Below are 20666 nucleotides of genomic sequence, written 5' to 3' on the forward strand. Positions count from 1 at the left end.
ATGCATGGACGGGATAACCGCTGAAAGCATCTAAGCGGGAAGCCTCCCTCAAGATAAGGTATCTTCGAGTCGTGATAGACCATCACGTTGATAGGCCGGGTGTGGAAGCGCAGTAATGTGTGGAGCTAACCGGTCCTAATAACTCTGATCATGCTTGAGAGTCCCACCATCAATGACAGCTTTGTTGTCTGCGATGTTGACGATTTTCAGCCAGATACGCCTACAAACACGTAATACGTGCATCGATTAAAACCCGTATCCGCCTGCTTTATTGCTTGGTGGCCATAGCGTCAGTGCCCCACCCGATCCCATCTCGAACTCGGCCGTGAAACCTGACAGCGCCAATGGTACTACCGCTTAAGCGTTGGAAGAGTAGGACGTCGCCAGGCATTAAAGCCGGCGGGTACAGGTTATAAAACCCATTCACATGTCAGGGCCTCCTTTAACGGGGATCAGTCCCTGCGCTCAAAGGGCCGTTCGCGGCCCTTTTTGTGTCTTTGGACCTTGTGTCCGAAGGAATTCGTCCTACATGGACGGGATGTTGGCGCGGGGTGGAGCAGCCCGGTAGCTCGTCAGGCTCATAACCTGAAGGTCGTAGGTTCAAATCCTACCCCCGCAACCAACACAAGACCCCGCTACGGCGGGGTTTTTTGTTTCGGGCAGAGCAGCTAAGGACTGGCAATGGACGATCCGCTGAATCGCCGGATGATCGTGGGGCTTTTGGCCTTCGTACCGCTGCTGCTGTTGCTGCTGCTGGGGCGCAATTTTACGCCGCCGCTGGCTGCAGGTTCTGTTGCTGCAGTCCAGGCTGCGGAGATTGCCGCGTTGCCGGGCACCGCCCTTGACGCACCAGTTTTTGCCACTGATGTGCCGCTTGCGCTGCTCGCCCCCGGTGCAATGGATGCTGCGCGCGCATCGAATTCGGGTAATCCTTTTGTCTCCGGCTCAATTGCACCAGCCAATCCATTTCACTTCCAGGGCAGCACCGCCGATTTTGACAATGCCCGTGATTGCCTTGCCTTGGCAGCCATGGCCGAAGCCGGGCAAAGCGACATTGGCCAGCGCGCGGTAATCCAGGTGATTCTGAACCGCACCCGCCATCCGGCCTTTGCTGCGACGGTTTGCGGGGTAGTATTCGAAGGATCGCAGCGGCGCACCGGTTGCCAGTTCACTTTCACCTGCGATGGATCACTAGCGCGACGCTATGGCGATGGCGATTGGGCGGCCTCGCGCAGCCGGGCTGAGCAAGCGCTGAGGGGCTTTGTACTGGGCCAGGTTGGCACGGCAACGCATTATCATACCGACTGGGTCTATCCATCGTGGAGCCCAAAGCTGGAGAAAATCGCCCAGGTTGAAACCCACCTGTTCTTCCGCTGGCCGGGTCGGTGGGGCACGAATGCCGCAATGACCAAGCCCTATCGCGGTGGCGAGGCCTCGTTCGCGCGTCTTACTGCCCGCCAGGCGCCCAGCGATTTCGCCAGCGGCTTGCCGGGCTATGGAGACGTTGATGCATCGTCGGCAGTTCTGCCTTTGCCCACTTTTGCCCCGCTTCCCAGCGACACTCCGAAAGTCGCCAGCGGAGAAGTGGTGATGCGGATACCGTCAGGCAAGGCCAATTTCATTGTCGTCTCTCCTGTTGCTGGCAGTGAAATCGCCCTGGCCACTGCGCGCAGCCTGTGTGCGGTGCAGGGCACTTGCCGGGTGATGGGTTGGAGTGATCGGGCCCAGATTCCAGGCAGTTTCCCGCTCCCGCGGGCTGCGCGTGACAGTCTGCAGTTCAGCTATTCGCGCGATCCGGCCGGGGCTGAGATTGTCTTGTACAACTGCGATAGCTTCAGTGAATTGCCGCGCGAAAGGTGCATCCCGCGCGGACGTTAATCCCGCGCCGCAGCGGCCAGCTTCAGCCCGAACGCGACAAACAGGCCGCCGGTAAGCCGGTCCAGCCAGCGCAGCACCCCGGGTTGGCGCAATGCGTTCAGGAGTGGACGCGTCGCCAGCACCAGAGTGCCAAACCAGATTAGCCCCAGCACATTGTGGATCGATGCCAGCAGCACCGACCAGCCCAGCACGCTGGCTCCGGCGGGAATGAACTGGGGCAGGAATGAGACGTAAAAAACGCCAATCTTGGGGTTGAGCATGTTGGTAAGAAATCCGCGCAGAAACCAATTGGGCTGCGCCGGACCAGTTTCTGCGCGGTCCAGCCCCATTGCATCGATTTCATGGCGGGGCACGCAGATCAGCTTTGTGCCCAGATAGAGCAGATAGAGCGCACCGGCCCAGCGCATAAGATCATATGCCAACCGGGATGCGGCCAGCAAAGCGCCAAGCCCGGCTCCAGCCAGCAAACCCCACCCCAGGCAGCCCAATGCGATTCCTGCTGCGGCCAGCATCGCGCGCCGCGGACCTTCCGCCGCAGCCGTGCGCAACACCAGTGCGGTATCGAGCCCCGGGGTTGCAGTTAGCAACGCTGCCGCCGCAGTAAAGGCGAGCAGCGCCGCGAGCTCCGTCATGGGTTAAACTTCCCGCCTTCGCTGGCCAGCTTTTCAAGCAGGGGCGCCACTGGCAGGCGGTGCCGTTTCAAGCCGCTAGTGATCTTGCCCAGTCCTTCATGATCGGCCCAGTACATGATCCCGGCAGTCCAGGCTGGCCAGCCATAGCCATTGAGCCAGACCAGATCGATATCACTGGCGCGCTGGGCGATCCCCTCTTCAAGGATCAATGCACCTTCGCTGACCATTGGATAAAGCAGGCGTTCGAAGATCTCTTGCTTGCTGACTTCACGCTGGGCAACGCCGCTTTTGGCTGCAAAGTCGGCGATGATCGCCTTTACCTCGTCTGAGGGGTTGCGGCTGCGGTCTTCGGCGTAGTCGTAGAATCCCTTGGCCGTCTTTTGGCCCCAGCGGCCTTTGGCGCAAAGTGCCTCGCGGATCGTGGTGACCTTGCTGGGATCGCGGTGCCAGCCAATATCGAGCCCCGCCAGATCGCCCATCTGGAACGGTCCCATCGGGAAGCCGAAATCGAGCAGAACCTGATCGATCTCGTAATAGGCCGCGCCCTCCATCAGCAGCGCATTGGCCTGTTCCTGACGCTTGGACAGCATCCGGTTGCCGATAAAGCCGTGGCAAACGCCCGAAACCACCGGAACCTTGCGGATCTTCGTGGCGAGCTGCATCACGGTGGCAAGCTGGCTGTCTCCGGTCTTTGCACCGCGAACAACTTCAAGCAATTTCATAATGTTTGCTGGCGAGAAGAAATGCATTCCCAGCACTGCTTCGGGGCGTTTGGTGGCAGCGGCAATCTCATCGACATCAAGGTAGCTGGTGTTGCTTGCCAGGATCGCGCCGGGTTTCACGATTGCATCAAGTCTGCCGAAGACCTCTTTCTTGACGTCCATCGATTCATAGACCGCCTCGATCACCAGATCGCATTCGGCCAGATCATCAAACGACAGGCTGGGGGTCAGCCGGCCTATTGCGGCTTGCGCCTCTGCTGCTTCGATCCGCCCGCGTTTGACGCTGGCTTCGTAATTCCTTGCGATCACCGCCACGCCGCGATCAAGCGCAGCCTGTTCCTGTTCAACGATCGTCACCGGAATTCCGGCGGTCAGGAAGTTCATGGTGATCCCGCCGCCCATGGTTCCGGCCCCGATTACGCCAACTTTGTGGATCGGGATCAGTGGAGTGCTGGCCGGAATATCATCGATCGTTGCGGCCAGGCCAAGCGCGGCCTCAATATGCGCCTGCGCGCCGGAAAGGGGATCGGACATGTGTGCTCCTTAGTTTACTTGGCGTTCGCGCCCTGCCCAATAGGGCTCGCGCAGTTCTCGTCGCAGGATCTTGCCGCTGGCATTGCGGGGCAGGGCGGGGATCACATCGATGCTTTTTGGCACCTTGAAGCTGGCCAGCCGCTCGCGCGCCCAGGCAATCACGCTGGGCTCGTCGATTGTTTCGCCGGGCTTTGGCACGCAGACAGCCTTGACTGCCTCTCCCCATTTTTCATCCGGAATGCCGATCACGGCCACTTCCAGAACTTGCGGATGGCCATAGATGGCGCTTTCCACTTCGGCCGGATAGACGTTTTCGCCGCCAGAAATAATCATGTCCTTGGCCCGGTCATAGATGAAGACATAACCGTCCTCATCAAGATAGCCGACATCGCCGGTGGCAATCCAGCCATCTGCGCTCATGGTTGAGGAGGTTGCTTCGGGCAGCTTCCAGTACCCCAGCATATTGTTGGTGGAACGCGTGTAAAGCTCACCAATCTCGCCAACAGGCTTGGCTTGCCCATCCTTCCCGCGGGCCTCGATCTCTACCCCCGGCAGCGGTTTGCCCGCTGATCGCATCCGGGCGTTGCCCTCTACGCAATGGTCCTCGGGTGGAAGCATACAGACGGTTCCGGTGGTCTCGGTCATCCCGTAAGCCTGGATAAAGCCCGCGCCGAACATCGCGATGCATTGCCGCAGCAGCTCTAGTGGGATTGGCGCGGCACCATAGAGGATGTATTTGAGCCGACTGAAATCGGTCTGGGCGCATTGCGGGTGATTAAGCAGCATTTGCAGCGCCGCTGGAACGATAAAGAACCGGGTGACCCCCCGGTTTTCTACTGCATCGAACACTTTAACCGGATCGAATTCTGCCAGCACGACGCCGGGCAATCCTGCTGCGAGCGCCATCACACCCAGACCAGTGCCGCCGATATGCGCGCACGGCATCGCCACCAGCACCGCCTCGTCCTCATCCCACAGCGAATAGGGCTGGGGGTTGTCGAACGCTGCCCTGCGCAGGCCGAACAGGTTGTGATTGGATAGTACCGCCCCTTTGGGATTGCCGGTTGTGCCGCTGGTATAAAGTTGAAGAACGGCATCATTTGGCCCGGATGGATTGAACGCACCGCGCGCCGCCCCCAGCACTTCGTTCGCTGCCTCGGCCTGGGTGAAACAGCGTTTCAGGCCGGGGCGCTGGCCCAGCGTTTGCTTGCAGCCATCAAACCCCTCACCCAGGAACAGTATCCTGGCGTCGGCATTATCGAGAATGAAGGCCGCTTCGACTTCGGCCAATCGCCAGCCAACCGGGACCATCACCAGACCGGCCCGCGCCGCTCCGAAAAACAGGGTGAAATAGGTGCCGCTGTTCTTGCCGAACCAGGCAATCCGATCACCCTTGGCAAGCCCCATTGCGCCCAGCGCCGATGCGACCCGGGCGGTCGCTTCCTCAAGCGCGCGGTAGGTCAGTTGCAGATCGTCAGCATCGATCGCCAACTTGTCTGGTGTGTGATCAGCCCAGTGCCGGATGAACTGATCGAACGTAAACAGCTCGCGCGTTTCAAGCACCCGTTCAAGCAATTTCTGCGTTTCAGTATCAGTCATGGCGCGCTCCATTTGGCACGGTTTTAACCGCGCGATTAAGAGTGGCAAGCGCTTTGCGCCTACCCCGCAGCGGTTGCGATCAGCCGGGCGTAGAAACTGATCATGCCTTCAAAGTTGATCAGCGTCATATGCTCATTGGTGCCGTGGATCATCTTGGTTTCGCTGGTGGCCAGCTTGATCGGGGCGAAGCGGTAGACATCGTCGGAAACCCCAGACATGCTGCGGCTGTCGGTCCCGCCCACAACCAGATAGGGTGATGCGATCAAATCTGGGTTGCCGGCCTTGGCCGCCGCGACAATCAGCTGCCAGCCCGGTGAGATAGACGAAGAGACCGGCGATGGTTCGCGCGGGGGCTTCTCGGTGAAATTGACTGTCACCCCCAGCCCCTTGCTGCTGGCGCGGGCGCGCTCAAGCACATTGGCCGATGTATCCCACGGGGCGATGCGATAATTGATCAGCGCGTTGGCGCTTTGCGGCAGTACGTTTTCCTTTGGCGATCCTTCCAGCATGGTTGGCGCAATGGTGGTGTGCAGCATCGCAGCCGAAGAAGGGCTTTTGGCCATCTGCGCGGTTATCAGCCCGCCAAGCAGCCATTTGTTGGCGGCGGCTACCTTGGTCAGGCCGCCGGCCTTGGCCGCCAACGCATCAACCATTCCGGCAGCCGGTCCGCGCAGTTCCATCGCAAACTGGTTGCGGTGGATCGCGATCACAGCTTTCGCCAGATTAATCGTACCGATTTCGGCAGGCGGCATTGATGAATGGCCGCCCTCTGCCAAAGCGGTAACGCGCAGCGTTACATAGCCTTTTTCGGCCACGCCGATCATCGCGGCAGGGCCGTTGATGATCGGGGTATTAGTAGCGATCAGTCCGCCTTCATCGATTGTGAGCAGCGCCTTGATCTTGCGCGTGGCCAGCACTTTTGCAACGGCCACTGCGCCTGATCCGCCCACTTCTTCATCATGCCCCGAAACCAGAATTACCGTCCGCTTGGGCTTGAAGCCTTGCCCGGCCAACGCCTCAAGCGCTTCGAACAGCGCAACCAGCGATCCCTTGTCATCGATCGTACCGCGGCCCCACACGGCACCATCGGCAATCTCGCCAGCGAAGGGCGCGTACTTCCAGTCCTTCTCGGTCCCTGGGGTTACCGGCACCACATCCTGGTGGGCCATAACGATGATCGGCTGTGCGGCAGGATCGCTGCCCGGCCAGGTGTAAAGCAGTGTCTTGCCCAACAGCTCGCGCTGCATTGCGGCGTGAGCTTTGGGATAGGTGCTAGAAAGCCAGCCGTGCAGCTTGTCCCATTCGGCCAACTGGTCCTCCGCCGGGTTCTGATGGCTGATGGTCTGGATCTGCACCGCCTGGCTAAGGTGCTGGGCGGCGGCCTGGGTATCGAAGGCCGGAGCAGCGGCCACCGTGATTCCCGATCCATCGCCGACGGCATCAGGTTTGAACATCGCGGTGCGCGCCGCAACTGTTCCGCCCAAGGCAGCCGCGCCCACGCCTAGTGCCAGTACCCACTTTTTCATCGCATCGCTCCTGCCCTGTCGTCAGCCTAGCCTAGCTGAAGAGTGGCGCGATGCAACTAGCCCGCCATCAGCGAAGCGTTGCCGCCCGCGGCCGTGGTATCGATACAGGTCACCCGTTCGGTGGCAAACCGCGTCAGGTAATGTGGCCCGCCCGCCTTGGGCCCGGTCCCCGAAAGTCCTTCGCCGCCAAATGGTTGGCTGCCCACCACCGCACCGATCTGGTTACGGTTGACGTAGAAGTTGCCAACCCGCGCGCGCGCCTGAACCAGCCGCCGCGTCGCATCGATCCGGCTGTGCAGGCCCAGCGTCAGGCCAAAGCCGACCGCGTTGATATCATTGACCGCTTGTTCCAGCTCCTCGGCTTTGAACCGCGCTACGTGCAAGATGGGTCCGAAGTTTTCATTTTGCAGATCGCGGATCGATCCGATCTCGATAATCGCAGGGGCCACGAAATGGCCCGCAGAACAGGTATCGGGCAGGTCGCGCTGCCAGACGTTGCGTCCTTGCAGTTTCATCGTGGCGACGTGCTTGTCGAGCTTGGCCTTGGCCTCAGCGTCGATCACCGGGCCGACATCGGTGGCAAGTTCTTCGGGCGTGCCGATCACCAGCGCGTCGAATGCGCCGCGGATCATGCCAAGCATCTGGTCTGCCACGTCATCCTGCAGATAGAGCACTCGCAAGGCCGAGCAGCGCTGCCCCGCGCTTTGGAATGCGCCGGCCACAACATCGCGCGTCACCTGTTCGGGCAGGGCAGAGCTATCCACAATCATTGCGTTCTGCCCGCCGGTTTCGGCAACCAGCGTAGCGAGCGGTCCATTGCGGGCGGCCAGACTGCGGTTGATGGCATGCGCGGTTTCGGTCGATCCGGTAAAAGCTACTGCGCTAATGCGCGGATCAGCAGTCAGCATTGCGCCCACGGCTCCATCGCCGGGGCACAGTTGAACTTCGCCAGCGGCAATCCCGGCCTGATGAAACAATTCGATCGCGCGGCTGGCGATCAGCGGGGTCTGTTCGGCCGGCTTGGCAATAACCGTGTTGCCGGCGGCAAGCGGCCCGGCGACCAGCCCGGTGAAAATCGCCAGCGGGAAGTTCCACGGGCTGATCGCCACCACCACGCCGCGCCCGTGCAGAGTCAGTCGGTTGCTTTCACCAGTAGGTCCGGGAAGAGCAACACCATCGGCGGTGAAGTGGGCGCGCGCCTCAGCGGCATAATAGCGCAGAAAATCGACTGCCTCGCGCAGTTCGAGCACGGCATCTGGCAGGCTTTTTCCGGCTTCGCGCTGGCACAGCGAAAGCAGTTCTTCGGTATGGGCTTCATAGAGATCGGCCACCGCCTCTAGCTTGGCCGCACGCAGCGCGCCGCCGGCCGCGTCCCAGCCCGGCTGAAAAGCCGCCGCGCGCGCGATCATCGCATCTACGGCCTGCGGGGTTGCATGGCGGACACGCCCGATCAGGTTCCGGTTGTAGGGTGATTTTACAGCAATCGCTGGTTCGCGGCCATCGGTTATGCTGGCGGCCGCGTCCCAATTTTCCTTGTCGGCCCATTCATCCAGCCGCCTCATCAGGATGAGGCGCGCCTGTGGATCCGCCAGATCCACGCCGTTTGAATTGCGCCGGCCAGGAAAGATATCCGCGGGCAACGGGATTGCCGGATTGCGCCGTGGGTTCAGTGCCTCAAGCTCTGCCACCGGGCAGCCGACCAGTTCTTCTACTGGTACCTCAGCATCGGCCATCCGGTTGACGAAGCTGGAATTGGCTCCGTTTTCCAGCAAGCGGCGAACCAGATAGGCCAGCAGCTCCTTGTGGCCGCCAACGGGCGCATAGATCCGCACCGGCGTGCGGGTATCGCCCTCAATCCGGGCCAGTTCGCCATAGACGTCCTCACCCATTCCATGGAGGCGTTGGAATTCGAACTCTGCTTCGCCCGCCAGAGCTTTGATCGCGCCAATGGTATAAGCGTTGTGGGTGGCGAAAGCCGGATAGATCGCATCGGGCGCAGCCAGCAGCTTGGCTGCGCAGGCCAGATAGGACACATCGGTTGAAACCTTGCGGGTGAACACCGGATAGTCGCTGTACCCGCCAACCTGGCCAAGCTTGATTTCGCTGTCCCAATAGGCGCCTTTGACCAGCCGGACCATGATCCGGCGTTGGAATTTGCGGGCCAGTGCGGTTACCCATTCGGTCAGCGGCACAGCGCGCTTCGAATAGGCCTGCAGCGCCAGACCAAACCCTTGCCAGCCATTCTCGAACAGTTCGGCATCGCCGACCAGATCTTCGATAATGTCCATCGACAGCTCAAGCCGCTCGGCCTCTTCGGCATCGATGGTGAAGTGGACGTCGGCATCGCGGGCCTTCAGTGCCAGCGCCTTCAGCATCGGCACCAGCGCTGCCCGCGCTGCCGGAGCGTGGAGGAAATCGTATCGCGGATAGAGCGCCGAAAGCTTGACCGAAATTCCCGGTGATTTTACGATCCCCGCACCAGCCTGGGCCGCAATCGCATCAAGCGCGACGTGATAGGATTTGAGGTATTTCTCGGCATCGGCAAAGGTCATCGCCGCTTCTCCCAGCATGTCGAAGCTGTGGGTCAGGCGTTGCTTGCGTTCAGGTGCGGCGCGTTCCAACGCTTCGTGAATCGTCCGCCCAAACACGAATTGTCCGCCCAGGATTTTCATCGCCTGCAATGTCGCCTGGCGAATTACCGGTTCACCCAGCCGGCCTACCACACGTTTGAGCGATGCGGCCAATCCGCCCGCTTCCTCGCGCCGCTGGTGCAGCACCTGTCCGGTCAGCATTAGCGAGAATGTAGCGGCGTTGACAAAAGTACTGCTGCTTGATCCGACATGATCGCCCCAGTCGATCCCGGCCAGCTTGTCATGGATCAGCGCATCGGCGGTGACGGCATCTGGAACGCGCAGCAGGGCCTCGGCCAGGCACATCAGCGCGATCCCTTCATCGGTGCCAAGGCCGTAAGCTTGCAGGAATGCATCAAGCCCGCTGGCCTTGTGGGCGCGCGCGCCCTCAACCAACCGGGCGGCGATCTTGCGCGCTGTATCATGGGCCAGGGCGGCAGGGGCCGCTTGCTTCAACCGTTCAGCAATGCAGTCCTCTTCGTCCATGCGGTAGGCCAGGCGGAGAGCGGTGCGATTGATCGTTTCAGGCATGGCCAGTGCCCTAGCATTGGTAGCGTTTGAAACCAATCCTGCCCCAAACCTGTAAAAAGACTCAGCCGAATTATCCGCAATTGCCGGTTTTCGCGGAGTTTGAGGTAGGCTAAGTGAAAATGGTTCGCATGAGCTCGTTAATTCGCCTTGGTGCCGCTGGAGCGGCCATCCTTTCGCTGTCGCTTGGTGCGGCGGCCGATAATGGCGCGGCCAGCGATCCTTATGCCGGGGCAGTCGCGCGTACGGTGCGCGGCATCTTTGAATATTCGCGTTGGCCGCAGCCGCGAAATCCGTTGGTGCTTTGTGTGGTCGGGGCGGCGCAGCATGCCGGGCAACTGGGCAATTTCAGGTTGGTGGATGGTCGGCAGGTTGTGCGCCGCAATGTTGCTGCGCATGTTTCTGCGCTGGGCGGTTGTGACGCGCTCTACATTGGCTCGATTGCGCTTACTGCCCAGCGCCAAGTAACCGCATCGGTGCGCGGCAAAGGGGTTCTGACGATCGCCGAAAGCGATCCGGGCAGCTCAAGCGAAGCGATGTTCGCGTTGACATACAAGCCGGGCGCGCTCAGCTTTCGACTTAATATCGATGCGGTCTCGCGTTCGGGGATCAAGGTTGATCCGCGGGTCCTGCGTGTCGCCAAGGGCGGGAGCTGAGGCGTGGCTGACAAGCGCCAGACCCAATTGCCCACGCTGCGCCTGCTGTTGGCAAGGGTGCATTTGCGCCTGATCCTGTTTGCAGTGCTGCTTGCCACCGCCAGCCTGATGCTCAGCGGAGCGCTGGTAATCCGCAACTATATGGCCACCAATTTGCGGTTGGCGGCGGATACCGTAGCCTATTCGGCCGAACCGGCGATGGTGTTTGAAAGCCGCGAGGCGATGCTTGAGGCGATCGATACTGTGGCGGGCTATCCCAGTGTCGATCGGATTGAACTGTTCGATCCGCAAGGCAAGCCATTGGCCAATTGGGCTCGGCCGCACGGCAATCCCCAGGGCGTGGTGGTTCGGCTGCTCAATTCCCTGATGTGGCCCGATCCGGTTCTTGCGCCGGTTAGCCATTCGGGTGAGCAGATCGGCGAAGTGCGGGTCTATGGCAACTCTGGCGGCATCCTGCGTTTCCTGGTTGCGGCCCTGGTGATCGCACTTTCGTGTATTGCGCTTAGCATCATCGGCACGCGAATTCTTGCACGGCATTTGCAGCAAGGCGTGATCGGGCCGCTTGAACAGGTCGCCAGAATTGCCCATCAAGTGCGAGAGCAACGTGCGTTTGAAAAGCGGGTGCCAGCTGCCGGAATTGCCGAGATTGACCGGCTGGGCCAGGATTTCAACGCTCTGCTGGCCGAGCTACAGGCCTGGCAGGCTGGGATGCTATCAGAGAATGCCGAGCTTAAACGCCGCGCCCGGCATGATGAATTGACGGGGCTGGGCAATCGCGCGCTGTTCGAACGCACCCTGGGTGCGGCAATTGCGGCCGGGCAGCAAGTTGCCTTGATCCACCTCGATATAGACGGATTCAAGCAGTTCAATGCCGCCCACGGGATCGAAAGCGGCGATGCGGCGCTGATTACCGTGGCTGAGCGGCTGCGCACAATCCTGCGTGGTGAGGATCTGGCGTTCCGGCTGGGCGGTGACGAATTTGCCTTGCTGCTGATGCCCGCGCCCGAAGGCGAACGGATTGACGCGGTGATTGATTGGATCGCGGTGGCGATGGATGATGCATTTCGGTTGCCCGATGGCCAGATGACGAGGGTCGCCCTGACAACCGGTTTTGCCCGGTATCCCCAGGACGGCATCAGTACCGGCGAATTGCTTAGCAAGGCAGATTCTGCAATGGCTACGGATAACAGTCCGGATCAGGACAAAGAGTCGCAAGGGAACAAGTAAGATGCGCAGGATTTTGACAGTGGTGGCGATGCTGGCGCTGACCGCTTGCCAAACTGTACCCAAAAAGCCGGGCTTTTCGGAAAAACAAGTCGCAGCCTTGACCGCAGCGGAATTCAAACCGGCGGGCGAAAATTACGAACTTGGCCTGTCTGATCGGGTGTTGTTTGATGTCGATCAGAGCGAGCTGACGCCGGATGCGGTATCGACGGTTGATAAGCTGGCAAAAGTTTTCATCTCGGTTGAAATCGATGGTGCCGGGGTTGAAGGCCACACCGATTCTGCCGGAACCGATGAATACAACCAGCAACTTTCTGAGCGCCGCGCAGCATCAGTCAAGGCAGAGCTTGCCCGGTCCGGTATTCCGATTGCCAATATTCGCGCTGTTGGCCGAGGCGAAGGTCAACCGATAACCAGCAACGACAGCCCCGAAGGGCGCGCGCAGAACCGCCGCGTGGTCATCATCGTGACACCATACGACGCCAACTGACGGGTGCGTGGCAGCTGGCAGTTCTGGATCGATCGCGGCGGTACGTTCACCGATGTAGTGGCCCGCGCGCCTGATGGCAGTTTGCGCACGGCAAAGCTTTTGTCAGAAGATCCGGGCCGCAAAGATGATGCAGCGATTGCGGCGATCCGGCAGCTTACCGGCCTGGCAACCGGGCCGCTGCCACCTTGCCAAATACGGATGGGCACCACGGTGGCGACTAACGCGTTGTTGGAGCGAAAAGGTGAGCTTTGCCTGCTGGCGATTACCAAGGGGTTTGGTGATGCCCTGACCATTGGCACCCAGGAACGGCCCGAGCTGTTCGTGCGTGAGATAATTCTGCCGCGGCCGCCGCATGCCCGCGTGCTAGAGATCACTGAGCGGATCATGGCGGATGGCACTGTGCTGGCCGCGCTCGATGAAACGGCGGCGCTGGATGGTTTCAGAGCGGCGCGAGCCGCCGGGCTGACCGCAGTAGCGATCGTGCTGATGCATGGCTGGAAATATCCGGCTCACGAAGTGCGGCTGGCTGCGCTTGCGCAGATCGCAGGCTTCACGCAAGTCTCCGTCAGCCACCAACTGGCTCCGCTGATTAAACTGATTGCCCGCGGCGATACCACGCTGGTCGATGCCTACCTCTCCCCTGTGCTGCGCCGCTATGTCGATCAGTTCACCGATGCGCTAGGCGGCGCGGCGCGGCCTTTGTTCATGCAAAGCTCGGGCGGTCTGATCGAAGGATCGCGCTTTCACGGCAAGGATGCGATCCTTTCGGGTCCGGCCGGCGGGATCGTTGGCATGGCGCGCACGGCCGAAATGTCGGGGGCGGAAAAGGTAATCGGCTTTGACATGGGCGGCACGTCAACCGATGTCAGCCACTATGCCGGTCAATTTGAGCGTGACAGCGAAACCCGTGTAGCCGGGGTGCGGATTGCCGCACCGATGTTGCGGATAAACACCGTGGCAAGCGGCGGCGGATCGATCTGCCGATTCGATGCCGGGCGGCTGGTGGTGGGCCCCCAAAGCGCCGGGGCGGTGCCCGGTCCGGCCTGCTACAGGAACGGCGGCCCATTGACCGTAACCGATTGTAATGTGCTGCTGGGCAAGTTGGTGCCGGATCAATTTCCCAAGGTGTTCGGCCCTGCTGGGGATCTGCCGATAGATGGCGCTGTGGTGCACGCGAAATTTGCTGAATTGGCGCATGAGGTAGGCCTTCCGGCGCTGCAACTGGCCGAAGGTTTTGTGCGCATCGCTGTCGCGCAAATGGCTCATGCGATCCGCCAGATTTCGGTCGCGCGCGGGCACGATGTTACCGCCCACGCATTGGCCTGCTTTGGCGGGGCTGGTGGACAGCATGCTTGCCTTGTGGCCGATGCGCTGGGGATTGATGTGGTGCTGGTCCACCCGCTGGCCGGGGTGCTTTCGGCCTATGGCATGGGCCTGGCGCACGAAGCCGTCGTGCGCGAAGGCGGGCTGGGGTTGCCGCTGGCCCCCGGCGCCGAAGTCAAGGTTGAGGCTTTGCGGGCGCGGCTGGCGCAAGAGGCTGAGGCTCAATTGGGTGCGGCAGCCAGCCGGATCGAGGCGCGACTGTTTGTGCGGCGCGAAGGATCGGAAAACACGATTGAGCTTGCGCCGGGCCCAGCTGGCGAACTGGCGGCGGAATTCGCGCAACGCCACCGCACCCTGTTTGGCTTTGATGGCAGCGGCGCGCTGGTGATCGACCGGATCAGGGTAGAGGCGGCGATTGAACAGATTGGCACCGAGCCGGCAGCATGGCCGATGCCGTCATCCAGCGCCGCGCCGCTTTGCTCGTCCAGCTGCTGGATGAACGGCACAGCGCATCAGGTTCCGGTCTACGACCGTGCTGGGTTGGCCGCAGGGTTCCGTATTGATGGGCCGGTGATCGTGGTCGATCCGCTGGCAACCACTGTGGTAGAACCGGGCTGGCAGGTGACGGTTGATAGTGATGGCACCCTGCGGCTTTGGCGCGCGGTGCCGCGTGAACGGGCTGTGGCCAGTGGAACCCAGGTTGATCCGATCCGACTGGAAGTGTTCAATGGCCTGTTCATGGCAATTGCCGAGGAAATGGGCACCGCGCTGGCCCGCAGCGCCAGCTCGGTCAACATCCGCGAACGGCTTGATTTCTCGTGCGCGGTGTTTGATGGCGCCGGGCGGTTGGTGGCCAATGCGCCGCACATGCCGGTACATTTGGGCTCCATGGGTGAAAGCGTGGCGACTGTGCTGGCCGCGCGCGGTGCGGCGGCCGATGGGCGCGGGATCCGGCGCGGCGATGCCTATGTCCTCAACGCGCCTTATGCCGGTGGCACCCACCTGCCAGATATCACCGTGATCGCGCCGGTGTTTGTAGCAGGCGATGATGCCGCGCCCAGCTTCTTCGTCGCAGCGCGCGGACACCACGCCGATGTGGGCGGCATAGCGCCCGGATCGATGCCGCCGGGTAGCCGCACGATCATGGATGAAGGGGTGCTGATCGAAGACTTCCTGCTGGTCGATCAAGGCCGGCTTGCTGAGGCAGAGATGCGCGCGCTGCTTTCTGCTGGCCCGCATCCTGCGCGCAATGTTGATCAGAACCTGGCCGATCTGGCGGCGCAAGTGGCGGCCTGCGCGCGCGGGGCCTTGGGGCTGGAATCTGCCTGCGCAGAGCATGGCCGCGATGTAGTTTGTGCCTATATGGACCATGTCTACGCCAATGCTGAAGAGGCCGTGCGGCGGCTGGTCTCGCGGCTGGAAGACGGCGCATTTACCGTGGCGATGGATTGCGGCGCGATCATCGCAGTTGCTGTCCGGATTGATCAGACTGCGCGCCATGTGACGGTTGATTTCAGCGGCACCAGCGCGCAACTTGAGAGTAATTTCAACGCCCCGTTCAGTGTGGTGCGGGCAGCCACGATGTATGTGCTGCGCACCATGATTGACGATCCAATCCCGATGAATGAGGGCTGCCTGGCCCCGGTGACTATTGTGGTTCCCGAAGGCACGATGCTGCGCCCGCGCCACCCTGCGGCGGTGGTTGCGGGCAATGTTGAAACCAGCCAGGCCGTTACCGATGCCCTGCTCGGGGCCTTTGGAGCAATGGCCGCCAGCCAGGGCACGATGAACAATTTCACGTTCGGCAACGCTCGCTACCAGTATTATGAAACCATCGCCGGGGGATCTGGCGCCGGGCCTGGCTTTGCCGGCGCTGATGCCGTGCAGACCCATATGACCAACAGCCGCCTGACCGATCCTGAAGTTCTGGAAAGCCGCTTTCCAGTGCTGCTGGAAGACTTTCATATCCGGCGCGGATCGGGCGGTGCGGGGCAATGGCGGGGCGGTGATGGTGCGTTGCGGCGTGTGCGCTTTCTGGAACCGATGCAGGCTGGGATACTGGCCGGGCGGCGGGATCATGCTCCGTTCGGGCTGGCTGGCGGCGGCGATGCGCAGCCAGGGATCAACCGGGTCGAACGCCGCACTGGCGAGGTTGAACGCCTTCCCGCAACGGCCGCAGTAGACATGGCTGCGGGCGATGTCATGGTGATCGAGACACCGGGCGGGGGAGGATACGGCAGATGAATCTGTGGCTGCTGATCGGTATTGCCGTGATGATCGCAGGCTTTGCGCTGCGCTTCAATCCGCTGGTAGTAGTGCTGGCTGCGGCGATTTCCACCGGGCTTGCTGCCGGGATGGATCTGCTGGCGGTGATCGCTGCTTTCGGCAAGGCATTCAACGAGACCCGCTATGTCAGCGTGGTCTGGATCGTGTTGCCGGTGATCGGTCTGATGGAGGCCCACGGGCTGCAGGAACGCGCGCGCACGTTGGTTGCCGGGCTGAAAGGTGCCACTTTGCCCCGGCTGTTGACCGGCTATCTGTTGCTGCGCCAGGCCACCGCGGCACTGGGGCTGACTTCGATCGCCGGTCACGCGCAAACAGTTCGGCCGCTGCTTGCCCCGATGGCCGAAGCCGCCGCTGCGCCGCAAAACGCACAGGACGCTGACAAGATCAAGGCGATGGCAGCCGCAACCGACAATATCGGGCTGTTCTTTGGCGAGGATATCTTCATCGCGATCGGTTCGATCCTGCTGATGAAGGGCTTTCTGGAACAGCAGGGAATTGTGCTGACCCCGTTTGAATTATCGGTCTGGGCGATCCCCACCGCGATCGCGGCCTTTGCGATCCATGCCTTGCGGCTGTGGCGCTTTGGAAGGAAGCGGGCATGATCGGGCTGGCCCAGATCTATCAGATCGCCGGCGTGTTCTTCGCTGCTTTTGCGTTGCTTTCGGCGCTCGATCCCAGCAATCCCAAGTGCTACTCTACGGCAGCGTTCTGGGCACTGCTGGCGCTATCCATGCTGGGAGGTGATCGGCTGGGTGATCTGGGGAACGGCTTCCTGGTGCTGGCACTGGTTGTACTTGCCGGGTTTGGCGGCCTTGGCAAGGGTGCCGCCGGTGATGATGCAGTGTTGCGGCAAAATCGCGCTGCGGCGCGCGGCAACCGCTTGTTCTTGTTGGCGCTGGTGATCCCGGCAACGGCGCTGATCGGCTCGTTTGTGTTCAAGGCGGTGCCGCAGTGGATCGATCCCAAGCAGGTGACCCTGGTCAGCCTGATGATGGGAACTTTGCTAGCGTTGGCTGGTGGGCTGATCTGGCTGCGTGAAAGGCCGTTGGCCGCGTTCCAGCAAGGCCGGCGGTTGATGGATGCGGTTGGCTGGGCGGCGTTGCTGCCGCAAATGCTGGCCAGCCTTGGTGCGGTCTTTGCGATTGCCGGCGTGGGCAAGGTGGTGGGCGGGGTGATGGCGGGCGTGATCCCGGGGGATTCGCGGATCGCGGCCGTAATCGCTTATGGCCTTGGCATGGCGCTGTTCACTATGGTGATGGGCAATGCATTTGCCGCGTTTCCGGTGATGACCGCAGCGATTGGTTTGCCGCTGCTGATCCAGCACTACCACGGCGATCCCGCAGTGATCGCGGCGGTGGGCATGTTGGCAGGATTCTGCGGTACGCTGATGACGCCGATGGCGGCCAATTTCAACATCGTGCCCGCTGCCCTGCTTGACCTTAAGGATCGCAATGCCGTGGTTAAGGCGCAAATTCCCACGGCGCTTCCGCTGCTGGCGTTTAACATCGGCTTGATCGCCTGGGCCGCATTTCCGTGACCCGGCTTGATGCCAGCCTGGCCGCGCGGTTCATCGGGTTGACCCTGGGCCATCTTGGCCGCGAATATCCGCATAAGCTGGATCATGTCCTGGATGGTCCTGATGATGCCCAGACCCCTGCCGCGCTTCATCCGATCTTTCACGGCAGTTTCGATTGGCATTCGTGCGTTCACGGCTGGTGGCAGGTGCTGCGGCTGGCCCGGCTCTACCCCGACGGCACTGATTATGCTGCGGTCCAGGCCCATGCAGCAAAAATGCTGACGGGAGAAAATTTTGCAATCGAAACAGATTATTTGGGCCGACCATCAGCGCGCGGTTTTGAACGGCCATATGGCTGGGCTTGGGCGCTTATGCTGCACGCAGAGATGGTGCAGCATAATGCAGCATGGGCCCACAATGGCGATGGCTTTGCCCACGCCTTTGCGCGCCGCTTTGCCGATTTCCTGCCGCTGCAGACCTACCCGATCCGCACCGGCACCCACTACAATTCGGCCTTCGCGCTAACCCTTGCGCTGGATTGGGCGCGCGATCACGATGGTGCACTGGAAGGGCTGATCGAAAGCCGTGCGCGAGATTGGTTTCTGGCTGACCGGGCCTGCCAGGCCTGGGAACCGGGCGGTGATGAATTTCTCTCGCCGGCGCTTTGCGAAGCCCTGTTGATGAGCCGCGTTCTGGGTGCTGATTTTGCGGAGTGGTTCGATCGCTTTCTACCGGAAATCGGATCAGGCCGCCCGGCCACGTTGCTGCTGCCCGCCACGGTCAGTGATCGCAGCGATGGCAAGATCGCGCACCTCGATGGCTTGAACCTTAGCCGGGCCTGGTGCTGGCGGCAGATTGCAGCTGCGCTCCCACCAGGCCATCCGGCGCTGGAGCCGGCGTTGATGACGGCGCAGGAACACCTTGATTCCGCGCTGCCGCACATTGCAGGGGATTATATGGGCGAACACTGGCTCGCCAGTTTTGCGCTGCTGGCGCTTCAGGCCTGATCCTAGGCTGCAATGCCCTCCAGCGCTTCACTGGCTTCCAGCCAGGCCGCTTCGGCAGTTCCAATCGCGCTGTCCAGTTCGGCCCGGTGCTTCATCAGCTCGGTCATGGTCAGCTTGGCCAGTTTTGCATTGGCCGTGGCCGGATCGAACATCGCCTGATCGATTTCGCTGCGTTCGGTGGTCAACCGTTCAAGTTCTGCTTCGGCGCTGCGGGCGCGTTTGCGCAGATCCTGGTTGCGTTCGCGCGCTTCTGCGGCGGCCTTTCGCTGGTCCTTCTTGTTCAAGCCGCGGGTTTCGCCGTTCTGGCGCGGCGCGGCGGGTTCCTTGGCCAGCACGAAGGCGATGTAATCATCGATCGAACCGTCAAATTCCTTGGCCGATCCGCTATCGACCAGCACCAGCCGATCGGCGGTCATTTCCAGCATGTGGCGATCATGGCTGACGATCAGCACCGCGCCCGAATAGGCATTGAGCGCCTGGATCAGCGCTTCGCGGGCATCGACATCAAGGTGGTTGGTTGGCTCGTCAAGGATCAGCATGTGCGGCGCGTCGCGGGTAATCAGCGCCAGCGCCAGCCGCGCGCGTTCCCCGCCCGATAGCTTGCCCACTTCGGTTGTGGCCTTGGCCCCGGAAAATCCGAACCGGCCCAGCTGGGCCCGCACTGCGCCCGGGGTGGCCGCCTTCATCAGCGATGTCATGTGCTGCAACGGCGTCTCGGTCCGGTTCAGCTCTTCCACCTGGTACTGGGTGAAATAGCCGACCCGCATCTTGCCCGAGGCCTGCATCGCGCCTTCCATCGGCTTAAGCTGCGCCGCCAGCAGCCGCGCCAGCGTGGTCTTGCCGTTGCCATTGCGGCCCAGCAGCGCGATCCGGTCATCCGGGTCCAGCCGCAGGTTCAGCCGGCTGAGCACCGGGACATCGCCGTATCCAACCGATGCCAGATCCAGTGTGATCAACGGCGGGCGCAGTTCATCAGGATTGGGAAAATCAAAACTGAGCGATGGATCATCGATCAGTTCGGCAACCGGCTGCAGCTTGGCCAGCGCCTTGGCCCGCGATTGGGCCTGCTTGGCGGTGGATGCCCGGGCCGAATTGCGCGCGACGTAATCCTGCAGCCGTTCACGCTGAACCTGCTGCTTTTCCCGGGCCGAGGCGATCTGCGCCTGGCGTTCGGCCCGCTGGCGTTCAAACGCATCATAGCCGCCTGGATAGATCGTCAGCTTGCCGCCCGACAGGTGCAGGATGTGATCGACCACATTGTTCAGGAAATCGCGCTCATGGCTGACCAGCAGGATAGTTGCGGGATAGCTGCGCAGGAAATCCTCCAGCCACAGCACGGCTTCCAGATCCAGGTGGTTCGAAGGCTCATCCAGCAGCAGCAGGTCGGGCTGCGAAAACAGCAGTGCCGCCAAGGCCACCCGCATCCGCCAGCCGCCCGAAAAGCTTTCCAGCGGGCGCCCCTGTGCATCTTCATCAAAGCCCAGCCCAACCAGAATGCGCGCGGCCCGTGCCGGGGCCGAATGCGCCTCAATCGTGATCAACCGATCATGGATCTCGCCAAGATGGTGGGGATCGGCGCAATTCTCTGCCTCGGCCATCAGGGCCGCGCGTTCGGTATCGGCGGCCAGCACCGTTTCAAACGGCGAGGCATCGCCGCCCGGCGCTTCCTGCGCGATATAGCCGATCCGGCTGCCGCGCGGCATGGAAACAACCCCGCTATCGGCCTCAAGCATCCCCGCGATAACCCGCACCAGTGTCGATTTGCCGGCACCGTTGCGCCCGATCAGCCCGATCCGGCCGCGCGGCGGCAGCTTGGCCGTGGCAGCATCGATGATCGTCCTGCCGCCAAGGCGGACCGTAATGTCAGTCAAATTGAGCATGGCGCGCGCCTAGCAGCCCTTTGCGATAAGCAAAAGCGGTATCAGGGCCGGGCTGGTTCTGTTTGATCTGGTGCAGGGCGCAATGCGCAGCGAGCCACGCGCTGCGCGCAAATTCCCTGGTTTTGGGCGATCAACAGGGAAATCATCAATTTCTGGGGTTGGCGCACTCCGCCATCCACAGTGCGCCAACCCCGAAAACCGGCAGTTGCGGTGCGGCCCTAAGTCGCCTCGCAAC

General features: G+C 61.6%; 13 protein-coding genes, 1 tRNA gene, 2 rRNA genes and 1 pseudogene. 11 read left to right on the top strand and 6 right to left on the bottom strand.

Annotation, left to right across the window (positions count from 1 at the left end; all coding sequences use genetic code 11):
* From ABL914_RS09530 to ABL914_RS09545, 4 genes are all read left to right on the top strand, one after another.
* Positions 1–158 (top strand): 23S ribosomal RNA (locus tag ABL914_RS09530); the annotation flags it as partial.
* 116 nt (positions 159–274) lie between these two features.
* Positions 275–389 (top strand): 5S ribosomal RNA (rrf, locus tag ABL914_RS09535).
* Positions 390–545: 156 nt separating this feature from the next.
* Positions 546–622 (top strand) — tRNA-Met (locus ABL914_RS09540).
* 59 nt (positions 623–681) lie between these two features.
* On the top strand, positions 682–1878 hold the full coding sequence (locus ABL914_RS09545; protein WP_391562948.1) for a cell wall hydrolase: 1197 nt from the start codon (positions 682–684) through the stop codon (positions 1876–1878).
* Here ABL914_RS09545 and ABL914_RS09550 read toward each other — a convergent pair.
* The 5 genes and pseudogenes from ABL914_RS09550 to putA form a co-directional block, all read right to left on the bottom strand.
* Complete coding sequence (locus ABL914_RS09550) at positions 1875–2510, bottom strand: LysE family translocator (RefSeq protein WP_391562949.1); 636 nt, start codon at positions 2508–2510, stop codon at positions 1875–1877. The genes ABL914_RS09545 and ABL914_RS09550 overlap by 4 nt on opposite strands.
* Positions 2507–3751 (bottom strand): annotated as a pseudogene (locus ABL914_RS09555) (3-hydroxyacyl-CoA dehydrogenase NAD-binding domain-containing protein); the annotation flags it as partial. The pseudogene ABL914_RS09555 and the gene ABL914_RS09550, both read right to left, overlap by 4 nt.
* A gap of 24 nt (positions 3752–3775) precedes the next feature.
* Entirely contained in the window at positions 3776–5365 is a 1590-nt protein-coding gene (locus ABL914_RS09560) for a fatty acid--CoA ligase (RefSeq protein WP_391562950.1), read from the bottom strand.
* A 59-nt stretch (positions 5366–5424) separates the two neighbouring features.
* Positions 5425–6891 carry a M20 family peptidase gene (locus ABL914_RS09565; protein ID WP_391562951.1) on the bottom strand — a complete coding sequence of 489 codons (1467 nt, stop codon included), beginning with the start codon at positions 6889–6891 and terminating at the stop codon, positions 5425–5427.
* A gap of 56 nt (positions 6892–6947) precedes the next feature.
* A complete protein-coding gene (putA, locus tag ABL914_RS09570; RefSeq protein ID WP_391562952.1) occupies positions 6948–10052 on the bottom strand; it encodes a bifunctional proline dehydrogenase/L-glutamate gamma-semialdehyde dehydrogenase PutA in 3105 nt (1034 codons plus the stop codon).
* 119 nt (positions 10053–10171) lie between these two features.
* Between putA and ABL914_RS09575 the strand changes: the two genes are divergently transcribed.
* From ABL914_RS09575 to ABL914_RS09605, 7 genes are read left to right on the top strand one after another with little or no spacing between them, the layout of a single operon-like run.
* A complete protein-coding gene (locus ABL914_RS09575; RefSeq protein ID WP_391562967.1) occupies positions 10172–10705 on the top strand; it encodes a YfiR family protein in 534 nt (177 codons plus the stop codon).
* A 3-nt stretch (positions 10706–10708) separates the two neighbouring features.
* Positions 10709–11932: a diguanylate cyclase domain-containing protein gene (locus ABL914_RS09580; protein ID WP_391562953.1), complete on the top strand. Its 1224-nt coding sequence runs from the start codon at positions 10709–10711 to the stop codon at positions 11930–11932.
* A gap of 1 nt (position 11933) precedes the next feature.
* On the top strand, positions 11934–12419 hold the full coding sequence (locus tag ABL914_RS09585; protein ID WP_391562954.1) for an OmpA family protein: 486 nt from the start codon (positions 11934–11936) through the stop codon (positions 12417–12419).
* Between the two features lie 3 nt (positions 12420–12422).
* A complete protein-coding gene (locus tag ABL914_RS09590) occupies positions 12423–15986 on the top strand; it encodes a hydantoinase B/oxoprolinase family protein (protein ID WP_391562955.1) in 3564 nt (1187 codons plus the stop codon).
* Positions 15987–15988: 2 nt separating this feature from the next.
* Positions 15989–16630, top strand: coding sequence for a DUF969 domain-containing protein (locus tag ABL914_RS09595; RefSeq protein WP_391562968.1), 642 nt, complete (start codon positions 15989–15991; stop codon positions 16628–16630).
* On the top strand, positions 16627–17565 hold the full coding sequence (locus tag ABL914_RS09600; RefSeq protein ID WP_391562956.1) for a DUF979 domain-containing protein: 939 nt from the start codon (positions 16627–16629) through the stop codon (positions 17563–17565). The genes ABL914_RS09595 and ABL914_RS09600 overlap by 4 nt, the downstream gene beginning before the upstream one ends.
* Positions 17562–18551 carry a DUF2891 domain-containing protein gene (locus ABL914_RS09605; RefSeq protein WP_391562957.1) on the top strand — a complete coding sequence of 330 codons (990 nt, stop codon included), beginning with the start codon at positions 17562–17564 and terminating at the stop codon, positions 18549–18551. The genes ABL914_RS09600 and ABL914_RS09605 overlap by 4 nt, the downstream gene beginning before the upstream one ends.
* A gap of 2 nt (positions 18552–18553) precedes the next feature.
* Here the strand turns inward: ABL914_RS09605 and ABL914_RS09610 are convergent, their stop codons facing one another.
* Positions 18554–20431 (bottom strand): ATP-binding cassette domain-containing protein, encoded by a 1878-nt coding sequence (locus tag ABL914_RS09610; RefSeq protein WP_391562958.1) that lies wholly within the window; start codon positions 20429–20431, stop codon positions 18554–18556.
* Positions 20432–20666 lie beyond the last annotated feature (235 nt).

Origin of the sequence: Novosphingobium sp., from assembly GCF_040079535.1 — a bacterium.
In the GTDB taxonomy this organism is placed as follows: Bacteria; Pseudomonadota; Alphaproteobacteria; order Sphingomonadales; family Sphingomonadaceae; genus Novosphingobium.